Annotated in this window: 18 protein-coding genes; 11 read left to right on the forward strand and 7 right to left on the reverse strand. The window is 65.1% G+C overall.

All coding sequences use genetic code 11. The features are described from left to right. The first annotated feature begins 87 nt into the window (after positions 1-87). Positions 88-1,668: an isocitrate lyase gene (locus BMY06_RS34335; protein ID WP_065058363.1), complete on the forward strand. Its 1,581-nt coding sequence runs from the start codon at positions 88-90 to the stop codon at positions 1,666-1,668. A 120-nt stretch (positions 1,669-1,788) separates the two neighbouring features. Here the strand turns inward: BMY06_RS34335 and BMY06_RS34340 are convergent, their stop codons facing one another. Continuing rightward, positions 1,789-2,808 (reverse strand): LysR family transcriptional regulator, encoded by a 1,020-nt coding sequence (locus BMY06_RS34340; protein ID WP_074987395.1) that lies wholly within the window; start codon positions 2,806-2,808, stop codon positions 1,789-1,791. A 246-nt stretch (positions 2,809-3,054) separates the two neighbouring features. Between BMY06_RS34340 and BMY06_RS34345 the strand changes: the two genes are divergently transcribed. Beyond that, a complete protein-coding gene (locus BMY06_RS34345; RefSeq protein ID WP_074987396.1) occupies positions 3,055-3,969 on the forward strand; it encodes a LysR family transcriptional regulator in 915 nt (304 codons plus the stop codon). 37 nt (positions 3,970-4,006) lie between these two features. Here the strand turns inward: BMY06_RS34345 and BMY06_RS34350 are convergent, their stop codons facing one another. The 4 genes from BMY06_RS34350 to BMY06_RS34365 all read right to left on the reverse strand — a co-directional run bounded on the left by BMY06_RS34350 (position 4,007) and on the right by BMY06_RS34365 (position 8,081). Continuing rightward, entirely contained in the window at positions 4,007-5,560 is a 1,554-nt protein-coding gene (locus tag BMY06_RS34350; protein WP_074987397.1) for a methyl-accepting chemotaxis protein, read from the reverse strand. Between the two features lie 276 nt (positions 5,561-5,836). Beyond that, the gene (locus BMY06_RS34355) at positions 5,837-6,487 is read right to left on the reverse strand and encodes a BON domain-containing protein (protein ID WP_074987398.1); all 651 of its coding nucleotides are present in this window, start codon (positions 6,485-6,487) and stop codon (positions 5,837-5,839) included. 110 nt (positions 6,488-6,597) lie between these two features. Further along, on the reverse strand, positions 6,598-7,482 hold the full coding sequence (locus tag BMY06_RS34360; protein ID WP_074987399.1) for an LOG family protein: 885 nt from the start codon (positions 7,480-7,482) through the stop codon (positions 6,598-6,600). Continuing rightward, a complete protein-coding gene (locus BMY06_RS34365) occupies positions 7,479-8,081 on the reverse strand; it encodes an NAD(P)H-dependent oxidoreductase (RefSeq protein WP_074987400.1) in 603 nt (200 codons plus the stop codon). Before BMY06_RS34365 ends, BMY06_RS34360 begins: the two co-directional genes overlap by 4 nt. Positions 8,082-8,433: 352 nt before the next feature. Between BMY06_RS34365 and BMY06_RS34370 the strand changes: the two genes are divergently transcribed. Then, entirely contained in the window at positions 8,434-9,081 is a 648-nt protein-coding gene (locus BMY06_RS34370; protein ID WP_074987427.1) for a nitroreductase family protein, read from the forward strand. Positions 9,082-9,233: 152 nt separating this feature from the next. Here the strand turns inward: BMY06_RS34370 and BMY06_RS34375 are convergent, their stop codons facing one another. Beyond that, on the reverse strand, positions 9,234-9,683 hold the full coding sequence (locus tag BMY06_RS34375; RefSeq protein ID WP_065058356.1) for a universal stress protein: 450 nt from the start codon (positions 9,681-9,683) through the stop codon (positions 9,234-9,236). A 204-nt stretch (positions 9,684-9,887) separates the two neighbouring features. Here BMY06_RS34375 and BMY06_RS34380 point away from each other — a divergent pair, with 204 nt between their 5' ends. The 7 genes from BMY06_RS34380 (at position 9,888) to BMY06_RS34410 (ending at position 16,099) form a co-directional block, all read left to right on the forward strand. Next, entirely contained in the window at positions 9,888-10,379 is a 492-nt protein-coding gene (locus tag BMY06_RS34380; protein ID WP_065058355.1) for a hypothetical protein, read from the forward strand. Between the two features lie 70 nt (positions 10,380-10,449). Then, positions 10,450-11,691, forward strand: coding sequence for an MgtC/SapB family protein (locus tag BMY06_RS34385; protein WP_065058354.1), 1,242 nt, complete (start codon positions 10,450-10,452; stop codon positions 11,689-11,691). A gap of 118 nt (positions 11,692-11,809) precedes the next feature. After that, positions 11,810-12,652: a universal stress protein gene (locus BMY06_RS34390; protein WP_074987401.1), complete on the forward strand. Its 843-nt coding sequence runs from the start codon at positions 11,810-11,812 to the stop codon at positions 12,650-12,652. A gap of 187 nt (positions 12,653-12,839) precedes the next feature. Then, complete coding sequence (locus BMY06_RS34395) at positions 12,840-13,061, forward strand: hypothetical protein (protein WP_065058352.1); 222 nt, start codon at positions 12,840-12,842, stop codon at positions 13,059-13,061. Positions 13,062-13,321: 260 nt separating this feature from the next. Beyond that, positions 13,322-14,152, forward strand: a complete 831-nt coding sequence (locus BMY06_RS34400) for a universal stress protein (RefSeq protein ID WP_065058351.1) — start codon at positions 13,322-13,324, stop codon at positions 14,150-14,152. A 36-nt stretch (positions 14,153-14,188) separates the two neighbouring features. After that, positions 14,189-15,001 (forward strand): universal stress protein, encoded by an 813-nt coding sequence (locus tag BMY06_RS34405; RefSeq protein ID WP_074987402.1) that lies wholly within the window; start codon positions 14,189-14,191, stop codon positions 14,999-15,001. A gap of 60 nt (positions 15,002-15,061) precedes the next feature. Next, a complete protein-coding gene (locus tag BMY06_RS34410) occupies positions 15,062-16,099 on the forward strand; it encodes an Acg family FMN-binding oxidoreductase (RefSeq protein ID WP_065058349.1) in 1,038 nt (345 codons plus the stop codon). A gap of 120 nt (positions 16,100-16,219) precedes the next feature. Here BMY06_RS34410 and BMY06_RS34415 read toward each other — a convergent pair whose 3' ends face one another. Then, on the reverse strand, positions 16,220-16,738 hold the full coding sequence (locus tag BMY06_RS34415) for a hypothetical protein (RefSeq protein ID WP_231957451.1): 519 nt from the start codon (positions 16,736-16,738) through the stop codon (positions 16,220-16,222). A gap of 160 nt (positions 16,739-16,898) precedes the next feature. On the opposite strand from BMY06_RS34415, the gene BMY06_RS34420 reads away from it, so the two are divergent. Then, the gene (locus BMY06_RS34420) at positions 16,899-18,311 is read left to right on the forward strand and encodes an MBL fold metallo-hydrolase RNA specificity domain-containing protein (RefSeq protein WP_074987403.1); all 1,413 of its coding nucleotides are present in this window, start codon (positions 16,899-16,901) and stop codon (positions 18,309-18,311) included. Positions 18,312-18,541 lie beyond the last annotated feature (230 nt).

The following is an 18,541-nucleotide window of genomic DNA, read 5'->3' on the forward strand; positions in this document are numbered from 1 at the left end:
TATAAGAGTTGGCGGCGCGGCGTTACTATTAAGTCATGCAGTTCGACCGACTATCTAGTCACTCACGCTTTCCTTCAGGAGATACTCATGACCCAATATCAAGACGACATCCAGGCGATTGCCGGGTTGAAAGAGCAGCAAGGCAGCGCCTGGAACGCGATCAATCCCGAATACGCCGCACGCATGCGCGCGCAGAACAAGTTCAAGACCGGTCTCGACATCGCCCGCTATACGGCCAAAATCATGCGCGCCGACATGGCCGCCTACGACGCCGATCCGGCGAAGTACACCCAGTCGCTGGGCTGCTGGCACGGCTTCATCGGCCAGCAGAAGATGATCTCCATCAAGAAGCACTTCAACAGCACCGAGCGCCGCTATCTGTACCTCTCGGGCTGGATGGTGGCCGCGCTGCGCTCGGAATTCGGTCCGCTGCCGGACCAGTCGATGCATGAAAAGACCTCGGTCAGCGCGCTGATCCGCGAGCTGTACACCTTCCTGCGCCAGGCCGACGCCCGTGAGCTGGGCGGTCTGTTCCGCGAGCTGGATGCCGCCCAGGGCGCAGCCAGGGCCGCCATCCAGGCAAAGATCGACAATCACGTCACGCACATCGTGCCGATCATCGCCGACATCGACGCGGGTTTCGGCAACGCCGAGGCCACTTACCTGCTGGCCAAGCAGTTCATCGAAGCGGGCGCGTGCTGCATCCAGATCGAAAACCAGGTCTCCGACGAAAAGCAGTGCGGCCACCAGGATGGCAAGGTCACCGTGCCGCATGAAGATTTCCTCGCGAAGATCCGCGCAATCCGCTACGCCTTCCTGGAGCTGGGCGTGGACGACGGCATCATCGTGGCGCGCACCGACTCGCTGGGTGCGGGCCTGACCAAGCAGATCGCCGTGACCAGCACGCCGGGCGATCTGGGCGATCAGTACAACTCGTTCCTCGATTGCGAAGAACTCTCGGCCGACGCGCTCGGCAACGGTGACGTCGTCATCAAGCGCGACGGCAAGCTGCTGCGCCCCAAGCGCCTGCCGAGCAACCTGTTCCAGTTCCGCGCCGGTACGGGCGAAGCACGCTGCGTGCTGGATTGCGTCACCGCGCTGCAAAACGGCGCCGACCTGCTGTGGATCGAAACCGAAAAACCGCATATCGCGCAGATCGGCGGCATGGTCAGCGAGATCCGCAAGGTCATTCCGAACGCCAAGCTGGTGTACAACAACAGCCCGTCGTTCAACTGGACGCTGAACTTCCGTCAGCAGGCGTACGACGCGATGAAGGCCGCGGGCAAGGACGTTTCGTCCTACGACCGTGCGCAATTGATGAGCGTGGAATACGACCAGAGCGAGCTGGCACAGATCGCCGACGAAAAGATCCGCACCTTCCAGGCCGACGCGTCGCGCGAAGCCGGTATCTTCCACCACCTCATCACGCTGCCGACGTATCACACGGCCGCGCTGTCGACCGACAATCTCGCGAAGGAGTATTTCGGCGACCAGGGCATGCTGGGTTACGTGGCCGGCGTGCAGCGTAAGGAAATCCGCCAGGGCATCGCGTGCGTCAAGCACCAGAACATGTCCGGCTCGGATATCGGCGACGACCACAAGGAATACTTCAGCGGCGAAGCCGCCCTGAAGGCAGCGGGCAAAGACAACACGATGAATCAGTTCTGATCGTCACCGCGCCTCATGCAAAACGCCAACCCGGCCGGGTTGGCGTTTTTTTATTTGCCGGACAAATTGTTCGCGGATGCGAGGCGCCTGCATGAACGTCTCGCCGTCATGCCGCTTTTTTCAGGCCGGTGTGTCCGTCAAGGTATTCGCCGCGCCAGGCAAAGGCGAGTCGAGCGCGGCCGCGACTGCCGTGCAATCCGCGAGCGGGTCACGTGCCAGCGCTTCGAGCGCGGCCATGTCGCGCGCAATCACCTCGCCCAGATAGTTACGCAGAAACTCCACCCAGGTGCGGGTCTTCGCATCGACAAATTTGCGTGAGGGATAGAGCGCATACACATTGACCCGTTGCAGGATGTGTTGCGGCAGCACGCGCACGAGCGCACCGCTGCGCAGCCCGTCGATGGCCGCATAGACAGGCAGCATGCCGATGCCCATGCCCTCGCGAATCGCAACGGCCAGCGACTCCGCGATATTCACCTGCACCGGCCCATCGACATGCATCGACACAACGCCTTCGGGACCTTCGAGCGTCCACTCGTTCGCAGGCGCCGTGGGAGTCTTCAGGATCAAACAGTCGTGACGCGCGAGATCCGCCGGCGTTCGCGGCGCGCCGTGCGCCTGGATGTATTCGGGCGATGCGCACAGAATGCTGCACGACGCGCCCAGCCGATGCGAAACGAGATCGGAATTGGGCAACGAACTCGCGATCACCAGCGACACGTCGCTGCTGCCGCCATACAGATCGGGCATACGCTGCGAAAGCGTGAGTTCGACCGTGACGTCCGGATGCAGCGCACGATACTGCGAGATCGCTGGCAGCACGTAATGCTGCCCGATGCTCGCAAAACTATGCATACGCAGCACGCCCGCGGGACGCTCATGCGCGCAACTGGCTTCCTCTTCGGCGCCTTCGACGTCGGCGAGAATCTGCTTGCAGCGCTGCAAATAACGCTCGCCGGCCGTCGTGAGCGCGAGACGGCGCGTCGTGCGATTGAGCAAACGTGTACGCAGATGTGCCTCAAGCTCCGAAACCGCGCGCGACATCGCGCCGGTGGTCGAGTCGAGCGACTGGGCGGCTGCAGTGAAACTGCCCGCTTCGACCACGCGGGTAAACACCCGCATATTTTGTAGCGTATCCATCAGACCTTCAGTCGTTATCTTGTCTCGCGAATGACCATCGAGCGCGCCACGGGTGACATCGCCTGATCCGCGAAAAGGCTGCCGCGCTCATTTCAAGCGCTGCCGCAAGCTCGCTTCCTTGTATGAAGAATCGCGCCTGGTCGAGCTTCAGCCGAGAGCCAGTTTAATGAAAATTCAGCGATGCATATCGTGATTTTATGTCATAAAATCCAGTCGTTTTTTTCATGTGTCTTTAAGGCGGGAAGCATGCCGATCGATATCCGCGCACTGCGCTATTTCGTCGAAACTGTTCAACTCGGGAGCTTCACGCAGGCTGCCGCCGCGGTGTTTGTCACCCAGTCGACAATCAGCAAGATGGTGAAGCAACTGGAGGACGAAGTCGGTCAGCCGCTGTTGATCCGCGATGGTCGGCGAGTTCAACTCACCGACATTGGCCGCGTGGTTTACGAACGCGGCTTGCAGGCGCTTTCCGTGATTGAACAATTGCAGCTGGAAGTCGCCGACGTCGCGCAACTCGCTCGCGGACAACTCACCGTGGGCATGCCGCCCATGGGCAATCTGTTTTTCCCCAGCGCGGTCAGAGCCTTTCAGCAACGTTACCCGACGCTCGAACTGCGGCTCGCCGAACACGGTGGGCAACTGCTCGAGCAGAAAGTCATAGCAGGCGAACTGGAAGTCGGCGCTACCGTGCTTTTACCCGGCAGCACGCCGGAAGGTCTTGCAAGCCGCGCGATTGCACGCCATTCGATCTGGGCGGTGGGTCCGCGTGAAGCCTCATGGCATGGACGCCGGACCGTGCGACTTGGCGCGCTCAAACACCAGCCGCTGATTCTGCTCGACGAGGGTTTCGCCCTGACCCGCCGCGTGCTTGCCGCGTTTCGCGAAGCCGGTATCGAACCTCATGTCGTGGCACGCAGCGGACATTGGGACTTTCTCGCCGCCATGGCGGCGGCAGGCCTGGGCACCACCTTCCTGCCCGAGCCGTTCCTGGCTCACCTCGACACGGGCAATCTTGCGGTCGCGCGCGTGACCGAACCCGCGCTCGACTGGACGCTGTCGCATATCTGGTCCACGGACCGGTACATGTCGCACGCCGCGCGGGCGTGGCTGGACGTCTGCCATGAGGTGCTGGGCAAACAAACGCGCGTCGGCGCGCTTTAAATTCCGCACGCATTCGATATCGGGCCGCGAAGCATTCTCATACCTGAGCCATGCGAAAGACCGAGATCGCCGTTTCGAGTTGCCCCGACTGCGCCTTGAGCGACAGCGCGGCAGCCGATGCCTGCTCCACGAGCGCCGCGTTCTGCTGGGTCACGCGGTCCATTTCGGAAACCGCCTGATTCACCTGCTCGATATCCTTGGACTGGGCTTCCGAGGCAACGGCGATTTCCTCCATCAAATGACTGGCGCGCTTCACCGAAGCCTGAATTTCCTGCATCGCTCCAATCGCACGATCCGCCTGTTTCGCGCCCGCGCCGACCCGATTCAACGAATCGGTAATCAGGTCCCGGATTTCGCGCGACGCCGTCGCGCTGCGTTGCGCGAGCGAACGCACTTCGCTGGCGACAACGGCAAAACCCCGGCCTTGCTCACCGGCCCTGGCGGCCTCCACGGCGGCATTCAGGGAAAGAATATTCGTCTGGAAAGCAATGCCTTCAATCGCACCGATGATCTCCGCGATCTTTCCCGACGAATCGGACAAGCCGCGCATGGTCCGCACCACGGCCTGCGTGGCCTCGTTGCCCTGATCGGTGAGCAGCGCGGTGCTTCTCACCACATCGCTCGCCTGTTTTGCATTCTCTGCGTTCAGGCGCACGGTCGCCGTCAGCTCGTCCATGGATGCAGCGGTTTGCTCCAGCGACGCCGCCTGCTCCTCCGTGCGCTGCGAAAGATCCACGTTGCCTTCGGAAATTTCGTGACTGGCCATTTCGATCTGGCGCGAGCCATCCCGAACGACGCCGATGGTCCGAATGAGCTTGCCCTGCATCGCCTTCAGGCCTTCCATCAGTCGCCCCATTTCGTCGCGCGAATGGACCTCGACATGCGTGGTGAGATCGCCGTTTGCAATGGCGCTGAAGTGATTGAGCGCCCGATCCAGCGGAACGCCAATTGCACGCTGCAGCGATCGCCACGCCAGAACCGCGGCCGCGAGCGCAATGGCGATACCCACGATGGCGATTGCCACAAACCAGCGAAAACGCGTCTGGGCGGCGTCGAACAATTCCCGTGCGGTCGTGACCTGCGTTCCGCCGAGCGAGTCCATGCCGTCGGATACATCGATAAACAGCGCGGGCGGCAGGTTTTTCCACACGTCCGCAATTCTGGCCGGGTCGTGGGTGTCGATCGCCGCGAACATCCGGTCCAGCCCGTTGGTGACGAGCAGGCCGAACTTCTCGTTGACGTCGCGCGCTTGACGCGCCTCGTCGGCGCTGGAAAACGGCAACGCGCGGTAACTGTCCCACGCGCTCCTGGCGGCGGTCAGCAAATTGCGGGCGGTCTGCGTCTCCTGCTGGACGTCGGGGCTCGTCGGGTCGAGTGCGATGCGATACAGCCACAAACGCGCCCGCGACAGCGCGACGTTCGCCTGCCCCAAGGCCTCGGAAGAAGCGAGCCGGTTCGCGTACAACTCCTTGACATCGTTATTGCTCACGAACACGCCGCCGACGCCCATCAGTCCGCCGATGACGAGCAAAACCGCGAGAAAGGCCATCGCCATCGCAAGGCGGGCACGAATGCTGACATCCTGAGGCATAGAGGTCGCTACCTGGGGCTAGAGTGTTTTAATGTCCCGCCATGATTTCCCTGTTGCCGCTGGAGAATGTGCATGGCATTTTTTTTGGTCACCTGCCCTGCTAACGGCGCGAATTCCCCGACCATTAGCGGTCAATTCAGAAAGGACATTTATTGAACTTCACATTGCCGCCGGCCCGATAAAATGATACATAACATGATATTGTCAGACGAATAACGACTGCCGATTTATTGTTTAAATCGCCAATACGCCTCCTCACGATAACGGCGCGCGCATTCACCCGATTTCGAGCAGATCGACCACAGCCCGCACGCCTGACGTCGCTTTGGCGGCTCCGAACACGAGCCTGCGTTCGGCATTCGACGCGACTTTGCCGGTGAGGATCGCCGTGCCGTCGTCAATCTCGATGCCAATATGTTTCGCTTCGCGATCGCCGTGACGCTGTATCGCATCGCGAATTCCCACCGCGATATCTTCCGCCGACGCCTCGCCCCGGACGCGAATCGTATCGGTGACACCCGTCACGCCGAGCAGATGCGCAATGGCGTTTTTCGCGGCATGACTCTGATAGCTCCAATCGCACTCGCCCATCAGCGTGACCCAGCCCTTTTCGACCCGCGCCTGCACCATCTGATTGTTCAACCCGACGGTCCACTCGAGAATCGAGCGCACGGTGTCCGCGATGTCCTCGTCGCTGCGCACGTCATGGCGCGCGAGACGCACCTCCATTTCGACGACGATTCCGCGCACACCCGCAACCCTCGCGGCCGCCCGTTCCGCCGCGAGTTTCTGCGCAAAGCTCGCGGGATGTCCCGACAAGGTGACGACGCCATTCGACACGCCGACCCCGATCTCCGCGGGGTTGATCGATTTATCCCACGCGAACTCGGCTTCGACGTCGCGCTTTAGTTCGATATCGGATTTCATTGCGTTTCACTCCTGATCTACACGCTGATATCTACGTCAGCATCATGAAAAAGATCGGCTGTCATGCGGCCGAAACGAACAGCTTGTCGGATTGTTTTTTGCAGCTGCATTCATGCATTTGCGTCATGCCACTGGCAGATTGCCGACCAGATATCCTGCGCGTTCTCGCAATAGCGAAAAAGCGTGAGGTCGTCGGGCGCGATCATGCCTTCTTCGGCCATCATGTCGAAGTCGACAAGGCTGCGCCAATACGCCTCGCCGACCAGCACCACCGGAATCGGCTCGATTTTTCTCGTTTGCAAAAGCGTCAGGACTTCGAATAATTCATCGCAGGTTCCATAGCCACCAGGAAAAAACACCGCGGCTTTGGCCTTTTCGAGCAGATGGAGTTTGCGAATGGCGAAGTAATGAAACCGGAAACACAATTCGGGCGTCAGATATGCGTTCGGAAGCTGATCGTGCGGCAACGCGATATTCATGCCGACGGTGGGCGAGTCGGTGTCGTACGCGCCGCGATTGGCCGCCTCCATGATGCCGGGACCGCCGCCCGTCACGATCGTGAGCCTCGGAAGCCGCGTGCTGCCCTCCGATGCGCCAACCAGGCGTCCGAACTCGCGCGCGATTTCGTAATACACGCTGTGGCGCATGTTTGCATCCGCCGCGCGAACCGCGCGTTGGCGCTGCGCGTCGGACGGTTTGGCCTTGAGCCGCGCGCGCGCCTCAGCGAGCCGGCGGCGCGCGCGAGCGGGCGCTTCGATGCGTGTGCTGCCGTACACCACGACCGTGTCGCGAATGCCGAGCTGCTGCAGCTTTTCCTCGGCTTTCCAGTAATCGAGCTGCAAACGCACGCCACACATTTCCGGGCGACGCAGGAAAGCGCCGTCCTCATCGGCCTGAACATAGGTCGGGCTCTCGACGAGGCGGCGCACGCGCGGCGGCAGAGCCTGTCGTGTCTTTCGCGCGGGCCGCCGTTCCGGTTTGACAGACGTGTTCATGCGGGCACCGAAGCGAAGTGGCCGCGAACGAACTCGCGCACGCGTGCGAAGTCGGTTGGCGCGCCCGCGGAGGGCAACGCCGTGCCGGCTTCATCGAAATGGAGGTGGCCGACCACGTCGAACCCCACCGCGCCGAAGACGTGCACGTCCTGGAGCATCTGCATCGCCTGCCAGCGGCCCTTGTCGACGAACGAAGCCAGCGGCGAGCCGGAGACCGTCACCCGCGCCGCCTGTCGCCCCGCGAGCAAACCGCGCACGTCGCCCTGTTCCACCGTGTACGCGAAACCGCGGCTGAAAACACGGTCGATGTAGCCCTTCATCATCGCGGGCATCGCCATCCACCAAAGCGGGTAGATGACGGTCAGCACCGCCGCTTCGAGCACGTCTTCCTGCGCGGACAGCACGTCGACCGTCCGGATGTGCGCGGCCGTTCCGTCGATCAGCTCCGCCGCCGACAGCACGGGATCGAAGCCCATCCGGTACAGGTCGTGAACGCGCACGTCATGCCCCAGCCGCACCAGTTCGCCGACATACGTCCGCATCAGGCGCATGGTGAGACTGTCTTCGACCGGATGCGCGGCCACGATCAGGTGTTGCATGGCATGGGCTCCTTCACATTGAGGATGATGCGCGGCATCGTCGCTGCACACGCAGATTCATCGTGCGCCTCGCCGCCGACCTCGAATTGACACATATCAAGGATGCGAAAAGCACACAGGACGCGTCGATGTTTGCGGCGTACCTCGCCGCGCGCTCGGAGCGCGCAGTCCTGATTGACCTGAGTCAATCGCGCCCCCGTTCCGCGCGCCGAGACTGAAACGGCAGACGGATGCCATGGCACGCGCACTCGCTCAAGGCATCGCGCATTTGCAGCGCGCCGCCATCGGCGTCATCCCTGTGCGTCGACGCGCAATCCGGCTCGACCGCCACGCCAGCGACTGGAGCAATCTCATGACCCCTGTTCAACGCATCGAGTACGAACCCGCGCCGCAATTGCCGCCCGCTCGCGCGAGCGGCGAGGCGCCCGTCTTCATCGACCTGCCGCGCCCGCGGCACGACGCCGGCGCACCGCTCCTGAGCGCGCTTGCGCGGCGCAGAAGCACCCGCGACTACGCGGATACGCCCATTGCGCTCGACACGCTCGGCGAACTGCTCTGGGCGGCGAACGGCATCAATCGCGCCGAAACCGACGGCCATACCGCACCGTCCGCGCAGGCTTTCAACGAGATCGACATCTATGTCGCGTTGCCTCACGGCGTGTACCGCTACGAGCCGGAATTCGACCGGCTGGCGCTCAAGCATGCCGTCGATGCGCGCAACATGACGGGCTATCAGGACTTCGTGGGCAAGGCGCCGCTCGATCTCGTCTACGTGCTGCGCGCTTCCCAGGTGCTCTCGACGCCGCGCCAGCAGCGCGAACTGTTCGCGGGCATCGCCGCCGGCGCGATTTGCCAGAACGTCTCGCTCTACTGCGCCTCCGAGGGGCTCGCCACCGTGGTGCGCGGCTGGATCAACCACCGGCTGCTTGCCGATGTGCTGCGGTTGAACGAAGACGAATTGCCGATCCTCGCGCAGACCGTCGGCAAACCGGCTGCGTGATCGCTCGCAAGCCTGGGACGCGCGGTTGACCGCGGTTGACAGAACCGCGCCCCTGCATCGCGGGACGATCCCGACCGGTGCGCGAGCGGCGCGCGTGAACTTCGTGAGCCAATCAGCCGCCGCGCACCGCACTCGCCGCACTCGCCGCACACTCAGTAAAGGCCCCGGACGAGCAGCACCGGGCAGTCTGCCTCGCGCACGAACGCCTCCGCGACACTGCCGAGGAACGCGCGGCTCACGCCGCGGCGGCCGTGCGTGCCGAGGACGGCCAGTTGCGCGTCCACACGCACGGCGCAGCGGATCAGGCACGACGCCACGCTGTCCGTCACCCCTTCCACTTCCAGCAATAACGTCTCGCACGCCACCCCGGCCGCCGTCGCCCTCGCGCACGCGACGTCCAGCAGCCGCTTCGCTTCTTCCCGGTATGCGTCGACGAGATCCGCCGGCACATAGGTCAGCCCCATGCCAAGCGGCGCGATCACATCGATGACATGCGCCACGTAAAGTTTCGCGTGAGCCAGTTGAGCGAGGCGCAGCGCTTCGTCAAGCGCTTGCAGCGAGGTTTCGCTGCCGTCGAACGCCATCAGGATTTTCTCGTACATGGTCTGCTCCTCCCCGGGACGCCCCGTTACGTAACGTCTTGCCTGAACCCATCTTCGGATTCGCCGACGTCACGCAATTGATTTACATCAATGGAAAAACGCGGTTGCGACACGGCGAAAGTTTGACCTGCGTCAGGCGTGGCGTCCCGTCCCGAGCGATCCTTGGCTCACCACCCAGCCGATTGCCGATGCGAGGAGAAGGCCATGAAACGCATCCATGAAATCACGCTTGCCGTCGCGCTGATGTCGGCGCTAGCGCCCGGCTTCAGTTCTGGCGCCGCGGACATCGCCGACGCCGATACGAACGCCACGGCGACGCGGTCCATGCAGAACGGCATGGCCTATATCACCGGGGGCGTCGGCATCGACGAAGCCGACGCGCTGCGCAGCGTGGCGCATCAGTACAGCTTGCGGCTCACATTCCTGGCGCAGGGCGGCCAGTTCCTGTCGGACGTGGATGTCGAGATCGTCGGGCCCTCGGGGGCGTCGGTCTTCAGGACGCGTACGCTCGGCCCCTACCTTTACGTGGCGCTGCCGCCCGGACGCTATCAGGTCGCCGCCTACGCGGCGGGAACGAAACAGGTGCGCGTCGTGGTCGTGAACAGGCGCCAGGGCACGAATGTGCAATTCGCCTTTGTGCCGGCCGTGCGCCACGCCGTCGCGCCTTGCTGCCCGACGCCGCCCACGATCCGATGACGCCCTTGCGCGTCCCGTTCGCCGCACCACGCAGGCGCTCGCATCAATCACCCGGCCGGAACACCGCACCATGCTGCCCATCAGTGACGAGTACATGCCGTTTGCCGTCGCGCTGGGCGTGGGGCTGCTGGTCGGCGCGGAACGCGAGCGGCGCAAGGGGGAAGGCGTGGCCCGCGCCGCCGCCGGCATCCGCACCTTCACCATCACGGCCCTGCTCGGCACGATCGCCATGCGCGTGGGCGGCGCGATCCTGGCCGCCACGCTGGTCCTCGCGCTCACCGCGCTGGCCACCGCCGCCTATCTGCGGCCGCACGACGACCGGGGGCTGACCACCGAAACGGCGCTGATCGCCACACTGCTGATGGGCGCGCTGGCCGTCATCGACGCACCGCTCGCCGCCGCGCTGGGCGTGGCGCTCACGATCGTGCTCGCGGCGCGCGCGCCGCTGCACCGCTTCGTCGTGGCGCGTCTCGATCGCAAAGAAGTGGTCGATCTGCTGACGCTGGCGGCGTCCGCATTGATCATCCTGCCGATGCTGCCCGACCGGCCCGTCGACCCGCTCGGCGCGCTCAATCTTCAGACGGTCTGGCGCTTCGCCGTCCTCGTCATGGCGATCAGCGCGCTGGGGCACCTGGCACAACTGATGTTTGGCGCGCGCGTCGGCCTGCCGTTCGCGGGCCTGCTCGGCGGCTTCGTTTCCAGCATCGCGACCATCACCACGATGGGCCGCCGCGCCGCGCTGTCGCCCGCCGACTGTCCGCAGTTCGCCGCCGCCGCCGTGCTGTCCTCGGTCGCGACGCCGGTGCAACTGGCGCTGATCGTCGGCGTCGTGCATGAACCGCTGCTGCGCCACCTCGCGCCGGCGTTCGCCGCGGGGATGCTGGGCGCGCTGGTCTGGGGTCTGCTGATCGCCTGGCGCGCGATCCGCAAGCCGATGCAGGAAGCGCTCGTGGTGAGCCGCGCCGTGGATCTGAAGGCGGCCCTGCTGCTCGCCTCGACGCTCATGATCCTGACGCTCGGCGGCACCCTGCTCGCGCGCTGGTTCGGCGAGGCCGGCCTGTTGATCGCCGCGGTGCTGGGCGGCCTCATCGACACGCATTCCGCCGCGGCCTCGATCGCCGCGCTCAGCGCCCAGTCGCTGCTCAGCGCAGACGAGGCGGCCATGCCGATCATCGTCGCGCTCACGGCCAACTCGATCATGAAATGCGTGGTGGCCGCGATCGCAGGCCATCACGCATTCGCCTGGACGGTGGTCCCCGGCCAGGCGCTGATCCTCGTCTGTGTCTGGGGGGCGTGGTGGTTCGCCCACTGAATGCCGACGCAAACTATGACTTGATGTACGTCAAGTCTTCACCCGCATCCGGCGACAACATGGCCACCAGGCACGCGCGCCACGCCACGCCACGCCATTTTCCCCAGCGGAGGCCGCCATGCAGTACAAGACCGTGCTCGCCTATCTCGCCCCGGACGACCGCGCAACAGCAAGACTGGATTTCGCGCTGACGCTCGCGGGACGGTTCGACGCTCACCTCATCGGCCTGTATTCGCCGTTCGCGCCGGACGTGCGCGCCTGCTTCACGGTCGCGGGCAGCGCCCCGTACTACAGCGAATACTGCGACGCGCTGCGGGGCCAGCAGTCGGCGTCCGAAGCGGCTTTCCATCACGCCTTGAGGCGCGTGGGCATGGACGGCGAGTGGATCGCGTTCGACTTCCATGCCGAACAGCCGATCGTGCGCCGCAGCCGCCACGCCGATTTGCTCGTCGCCGGCCAGACCACTCCCGACGACGACAACGCCTCCCTGCGCAGACGCTTTCTCGAACAGGTCGTCATGACGTCCGGCCGGCCGGTGCTCGTCTTGCCTTACGCGGGCGCGCTGCGCGCCACGTGCGAAACGATCGTGATTGCGTGGGACGGCAGCCGCGAAGCGGCGCGCGCGGTGCACGACGCCATGCCGCTGCTGGAAACCGCAAAACGCGTGACGGTGTTGCATATCGCGACGCCGAATTCGTCCCGCACGGCGAAGCCCGGCCCCGCGATTGCCGACATCGATCTGATGCTGGCAAGACACGCGGTCAATGTGGACTTCGCGCAAGACTTCAGCGACTCGGACGAAACCGCGGGCGAGACCTTGATTTCGTGGGTCGCGAAGAACGACTGCGACTTCATCGTGGCGGGCGCCTACGGTCATCCGCAATGGCGCGAGCGCCTGCTCGGCGGCGTCACGCTCGCCCTGCTCGAGTCGGCCACCGTTCCGGTGCTGCTTTCGCATTGAGGAGCCGTGGAGGCACGCGTCACGCGCGGGCGCCGATCGGATGCGCAAGGCCTGTAGGACAATGCCTACAGCCTCAAATCGCGACCTACACCACTTTCAGCGCCCGCTCATTGGAGCGCCGCGCCGCGCTGACCATACTGGAGACGTAGCGAACCGGCTCGAAAAGCCCGCCTCCCGGAGCATCGTCATGCAAACCGCGAACCACCCTGCGCTGTCCTCCGTTCCGCTCGCCACGGCGACTGCCCCCGACGACGCCGAATCCCTGCTCTCGCTCGCGCGCGCCGCCGGCATGCTGGTCACGCTGGACGGCCAGATCGGCCGCGAAAAATACCAGAGCATCGCGGGTTCGCTGGGCGCGTTCCAGCGTTTTGCCGCTGCGCTGCGCGCGGCGCTCAGCGCGGCGAATTGAATCGCGCTGGAGCAGCGCCTCGGCTTGCATCGTTCCACCGCGAACCGTCGGCGCAAGCGCGCATGGGCCGCCGTCAAACGGCTGATCCGCATCGACTGACAGGACGTGGCGCGCTGTCCGGCCGCGCAAGAATCTCGCGCGGCGTCTCTGTCGGCCACGGATCCAGGCTTGACTCAAATCAATTCCAATCCGACGTCCGCGCCTAGACTGAGCCGCACGAGACACCGCTTCGGTGTGCCCTTCACCGCGGAGCGCCCAACATGGAGTACCGCAACATTCTGGTTCACCTTGACGAAAGCGAGAGCGCCCGCAAGCGCCTCGACGTCGCGCTGCGCGTCGCACAGCGTCACCGCGCCCACGTAAGCGCGCTTTTCGCGCCGACCGTGCAGGAGCACGACGTGGCGTATGCATTCGTTCTGAACGCCGAATACTGGTCGCAGTGCCAGCATGAACACGAGGCGTGCCGCCGCGCGCTCGAACATCACTTCTTCGGCAGCCTCGCCGAAGCCGGACTCAAGGGCAACTGGCGCACGGCCACGCACGCACAGCACGAGCTGCTGATGCGCGCCCGCTTCGCCGATCTGATCGTGCTCGGCCAAAGCGGCCCCGACGACCCCTACGCGTCGCTCGCCAACCGGCTGCAGGCGCGCGTGACATTGAGCGCCGGTCGACCGGTCCTGTGGGTCCCGCACGAAGGCGGCTTTCCCACCGTGGGCGAGCGCGTGATGGTCGCATGGAACGCGGATCAACCGGCCACGCGCGCGCTGTTCGATGCGCTGCCGTTCATGCGCCTCGCGGAGCACACCGAACTCGTGACCTTCACGCTCGCGCGCAAGGAAAAAGACCGCATTCCGGGTGCCGACATCGGGCTGGTGCTCGCGCGTCACGGGCTGGATGTGCAGGTCACGGAACTGCATCCGCCGCCGACCATCACGGTCGGCGACGCCCTGCTCGCACGCGCCGGCAAGACCGGCTGCGATCTGATCGTGATGGGCGCCTACGGCCATGCGCGCTGGAAAGAGCTGCTGCTCGGCGGCGTGACGCAGACGGTGCTCGGCTCGATGCCGGTACCGGTGCTGATGTCGCACTGAGCGCGCGAGGCGCGCATCACCTCCAGGAAAAACGTCATGTGCTACAAGACTCTGCTCGTCCACCTCGACGATTCGCCGCGATGCGAGGCCCGCCAGGCCTATGCGCTCGATCTGGCGGAGCGCTTCGACGCGCATCTCATCGGGCTGTATCTGCCGATGCCGCATGCGCGCGCGCCGGCGGCGCGCAACGGGTCCGTGCCCGAGCATCGCCGTGAGCACACGCACGCGCAGTTCCTCGAAGCGGGCGCGCGGGCGGGCCGGATGGTCGAATGGCGCGCGCTGCAGCCGGGCGACACGCCGTCCGCGACGCTGCACGCGCGTCACGCCGACCTGCTCGTGCTCGGACAGGGCGAGCACGGCAACGCCGCGTTCGACCCGACCAGCGGCCTCGTCGTGGACCTCCTGATGACGGCCGCGAGACCCGCCGTCGTGATCCCGCATGCCGGCAGCTTTCCGACGCTCGCTCGCAACATCCTGATCGCCTGGGACGGCAGCCGCGCCGCGGCGCGCGCCGCGTCCGACGCCTTGCCGCTTTTGCAGCGCGCCGATTGCGTATCGATCGAAATGATCGCGGCGCGGCCCGGCACCGCGCGCGTACGCGCGGCAACGGAAGCGGAAGATGCCGCCGCATGGCTGGACCTGCACGACGTCGGCGCGTCGTTTCACGAATGCGCGCGCGAACCGGGCGTCAAGACCGCTGCGACGCTGCTGGACCGCGCGAGTGCGCTGCACGCCGACATGATCGTGGCCGGTGCTTACGCGCACGCGCGCAACTTCGAGCGCGTACTGGGCGGCGTGACGCACAACCTGCTCGAAACCATGACGATTCCGCTGCTGATGTCGCACTGATATGCAATCGCACGGCGGCGCGCCCAACACGCCGACGTGCCTGCCCGACGGGAGTCCACCATGCAAAACCCTCCAGCCGCAGTCGATTCCGCCCATCCGCCCTGCAACGGCGCCGCCGACGTCACGCACGAGTTCGCGCTGCGCTTCGCCGTGCGTCATGCGACGCTCGCGCCGTCGAGCCACAACAGCCAGCCGTGGCGCTTCGTCTCCGGCGCGGACCGCGTGATGCTCTGCGCGGACAGACTGCGGGCGCTGCCCGTCGTGGACCCTTACGACCGGGAACTCGTCATCAGTTGCGGTGCGGCGCTCTTCAATCTTCGCGTGGCGATCGCGAGCCTCGGCATGGGATACGCGATCACCCTCTTTCCGTCGAGCACCGATCCCGATCTGCTGGCCGAAATCCGCCTGCTGCGTGAGCGCGTCACCGCGCCGGAACTGTCGACGCTGCTGAACGCGATTCCCGAGCGAGTGACCACGCGTCATCCTTTCTCTGCCGATCCCGTCGACGCCATGATCGAGCAGCACCTGATGGACGCCGCGCGCGCGGAAGGCGTCGAGGTTGCGTGCGTGAGCGCCGCCGCGCCCCGCAACGCGGTCGCCGACCTCGTCGCCGAAGCCGACCAGCAGCAATTCGCCGATCCGCGCTTCAGGCGCGAACTCGCGAAGTGGATCCACCCGCGCCACACCAACGACGGGATGCCGGTCTATGCAGCCGGACTCGGCGCGCTGCTCGATTTCGCCAGGCCGCTCGTGACATCCGCGATTCGAACCTTCGACCTCGGCGGCGGCGTGGCCGCCACGCATCGCGAACTTGCGGCGGGCTCGCCGCTGCTGCTGTGCATCGCAACCGGCGTCGACGATGCGCAGGCCTGGCTCGCCGCCGGTCAGGCGCTCGAACGGGTCCTGTTGCTGACGACCGTGCATGGCCTGTGCGTTTCCTACCTGAACCAGCCGATCGAGATCGCAACGTTACGCTCCCGCCTCGCCGTGCTGATGGGGCTTCAGAGGACGGACTTTCCGCAGCTTCTGTTGCGGATCGGGCGCGGCACGCCCGACGCGGCGTCGCCACGGCGCCCGCTCGAAGACGTGATGTCCTGAGCGCCGTCTTTGCCGCGCGCGCAGGAGCGATGCGCGACTCGCGGCGGCAAAGACACAAGCAGGACACAACCGAGACACAAGCAGGACGCGACCGCGCAAAGCCGGCAGCCGCGCTTTCTCTCAGCTTGCGCTGCCCACGTCTCGCGCGAAATCGCGCTGGCCCTCGCGCAACTGTTCTGCGCAGGAGCGATAGAGCCATCCGGGTCCGTTATCCACGCTGTACATACCCCGGCACATGCCCTTCAGGCGAATCGTCGCCGTTCCGTCAGCCGCGGTTTCGCGGGCGGCCCAGAAATAGGCCACGCCGAATTGGTGCGGCATCCGCGTCTCGATCGTTTCGTCCGTGCTCCGCTCGATCGGCGTGGGCGAATGCGCCTGGACGAATGCCCGCGCGCGGTTCCATGCCTGCGCGCAATCGCGCAGCGTCATGCAGTGAATCGCCGCGTGCTCGCGCGCGAGCTCCAGCCCCGATTCGGAATCACGAAAGGCTTCGCGGCTCGCATCGGTCGCGCACGCCGCAAGCAGCACCGAAAACACCGAAAACAGCACAGCAAGCCGACCCGTCAGCCGATGCTGACACCATCCCTGAAACATGCTGACAACCCCGATAAAGAACCGGTCCGCGAAGTCGGACCGCATGGCCCAATCTAAGGATTGCCCGCCGCCCCCGATTGATCTGCCTCAAATCAGTCCCTCGCCTTCGATCGCCTCACGACTGACGCAGATCAACCGCGCAACAGAGAAGCGCGCTGCAATCTGTCTCGGAGGCGCCGTGGGGCGCGTTGAGAGGGAGTGCATGATGAAGCTGACCTTTCTGGGTGCGGCGCAAACCGTGACCGGCTCGCGCTACTTGCTCGAAGCGCAAGGCAAGCGGGTGCTGATCGACTGCGGACTGTTCCAGGGCACCAAGAACCTGCGTTTGCGCAACTGGGCGCCCTTGCCTTTTCCGGCCGATACGCTCGATGCCGTGATCCTCACGCACGCGCACATCGATCACTGCGGCTACCTGCCGGTACTCGCGCGCAGCGGCTATCGCGGCCCGGTCTGGTGCACGCCGGGCACGGCCGACCTGTGCGGCGTGATGCTGCGTGACAGCGCCCGCCTGCAGGAAGAAGACGCGGCGTTTGCAAACCGTCACGGCTATTCGAAGCACAAGCCCGCTCTGCCGCTCTACACGCTCGAAGACGCCGAAGCGGCGCTGCGGCTCCTCGCGCCACGCGAATTCGACACGCCGGTCGCGCTCGGCGAACAACTGACCTTCCGGCTGCTGCCCGCCGGGCATATCCTCGGCGCCGCGAGCGTCGTGCTGTGCAGCGGCTCGACCGTCGTCGCCTTTTCCGGCGATCTCGGGCGCCCCGACGATACGCTCATGCGGGCGCCGATGCCGCCCGTTCACGCCGACTATCTCGTGGTCGAATCGACCTATGGCGACCGGCTGCACGACGCCCTCGACCCTGAAGACGAACTCGCCCATCTGTTCGCGCGCACCTTCGCGCGCGGAGGCATCGTGGTGATGCCGTGCTTCGCGGTCGGCCGCGCGCAGGAGGTGCTTTACTACATCGCTCACCTCAAGGAAACCGGGCGCATGGCGAACGTGCCCGTCTATCTCGACAGCCCGATGGCCATCAGCGTCACGGACCTTTACCGCCATCACATGCGCGAGCACCGGCTGAGCATCTCGCAACTGCACGCCATCGATCATGCGGCGTTCATGACCCGCACCGTCGACGATTCGAAGGCCATTGCCGCGCGTCACGGCCCGATGGTCATCATCGCCGGCAGCGGCATGGCGACGGGCGGACGCGTGCTCCATCACCTGAACCTCTATGCCCCCGATCCGCGCAACACGATCGCGCTGGTGGGCTACCAGGCGCCCGGCACGCGCGGCGCGGCGCTCGAGGCCCATGCGCCGACCATCAAACTGCATGGCGACTACGTGCGCGTGCGCGCCGAAGTGGCGTCGATTTCCTCGCTCTCCGCGCATTCGGATTACCGCGAAACGATACGCTGGCTGGCCGGCATGACCTGCCCGCCGGTGCGCACGTTCGTGACGCATGGCGAGCCCGCCGCCGCCGATGCCCTGCGCCGGCGTATCGCCGAAACGCTTCATTGGGACTGCTGTGTGCCGGAGCAGGGGCAAACCATCGAACTGCCCGAGAATCCGGTTCGCGAACATCCGTGTCCGCCGTGCGAGTCCGCCAGCGCGGCGTAAGCTCCCGCGCGAATGACCTTGCCGTACGCGGCGGCGTTCACGCCGCGTCGGCATCGCGGCGCGCCGCCCGCAGGCGAAAGAATTGCGCCCTGCGCCACACAAACTCGCAATTTTTTCCGGACAGATCTGCGCGGCGATCCTAAAATTAGGGCAAGCGGCCCATCCATCCCGGCTCTCGACTGTTCTCCAATGAAGTCGCTACTTCATAGGGGAATGACTGACACAACCGT

The sequence above is a fragment of the Paraburkholderia tropica genome, assembly GCF_900109265.1.
GTDB lineage: Bacteria > Pseudomonadota > Gammaproteobacteria > Burkholderiales > Burkholderiaceae > Paraburkholderia > Paraburkholderia tropica.

Bases quoted from the DNA above. Each gene is read 5' to 3' on its own strand.
- BMY06_RS34335 (WP_065058363.1), top strand. From the start codon at position 88: ATGACCCAATATCAAGACGACATCCAGGCGATTGCCGGGTTGAAAGAG.
- BMY06_RS34340 (WP_074987395.1), bottom strand. From the start codon at position 2,808: ATGGATACGCTACAAAATATGCGGGTGTTTACCCGCGTGGTCGAAGCG.
- BMY06_RS34345 (WP_074987396.1), top strand. From the start codon at position 3,055: ATGCCGATCGATATCCGCGCACTGCGCTATTTCGTCGAAACTGTTCAA.
- BMY06_RS34350 (WP_074987397.1), bottom strand. From the start codon at position 5,560: ATGCCTCAGGATGTCAGCATTCGTGCCCGCCTTGCGATGGCGATGGCC.
- BMY06_RS34355 (WP_074987398.1), bottom strand. From the start codon at position 6,487: ATGAAATCCGATATCGAACTAAAGCGCGACGTCGAAGCCGAGTTCGCG.
- BMY06_RS34360 (WP_074987399.1), bottom strand. From the start codon at position 7,482: ATGAACACGTCTGTCAAACCGGAACGGCGGCCCGCGCGAAAGACACGA.
- BMY06_RS34365 (WP_074987400.1), bottom strand. From the start codon at position 8,081: ATGCAACACCTGATCGTGGCCGCGCATCCGGTCGAAGACAGTCTCACC.
- BMY06_RS34370 (WP_074987427.1), top strand. From the start codon at position 8,434: ATGACCCCTGTTCAACGCATCGAGTACGAACCCGCGCCGCAATTGCCG.
- BMY06_RS34375 (WP_065058356.1), bottom strand. From the start codon at position 9,683: ATGTACGAGAAAATCCTGATGGCGTTCGACGGCAGCGAAACCTCGCTG.
- BMY06_RS34380 (WP_065058355.1), top strand. From the start codon at position 9,888: ATGAAACGCATCCATGAAATCACGCTTGCCGTCGCGCTGATGTCGGCG.
- BMY06_RS34385 (WP_065058354.1), top strand. From the start codon at position 10,450: ATGCTGCCCATCAGTGACGAGTACATGCCGTTTGCCGTCGCGCTGGGC.
- BMY06_RS34390 (WP_074987401.1), top strand. From the start codon at position 11,810: ATGCAGTACAAGACCGTGCTCGCCTATCTCGCCCCGGACGACCGCGCA.
- BMY06_RS34395 (WP_065058352.1), top strand. From the start codon at position 12,840: ATGCAAACCGCGAACCACCCTGCGCTGTCCTCCGTTCCGCTCGCCACG.
- BMY06_RS34400 (WP_065058351.1), top strand. From the start codon at position 13,322: ATGGAGTACCGCAACATTCTGGTTCACCTTGACGAAAGCGAGAGCGCC.
- BMY06_RS34405 (WP_074987402.1), top strand. From the start codon at position 14,189: ATGTGCTACAAGACTCTGCTCGTCCACCTCGACGATTCGCCGCGATGC.
- BMY06_RS34410 (WP_065058349.1), top strand. From the start codon at position 15,062: ATGCAAAACCCTCCAGCCGCAGTCGATTCCGCCCATCCGCCCTGCAAC.
- BMY06_RS34415 (WP_231957451.1), bottom strand. From the start codon at position 16,738: ATGCGGTCCGACTTCGCGGACCGGTTCTTTATCGGGGTTGTCAGCATG.
- BMY06_RS34420 (WP_074987403.1), top strand. From the start codon at position 16,899: ATGAAGCTGACCTTTCTGGGTGCGGCGCAAACCGTGACCGGCTCGCGC.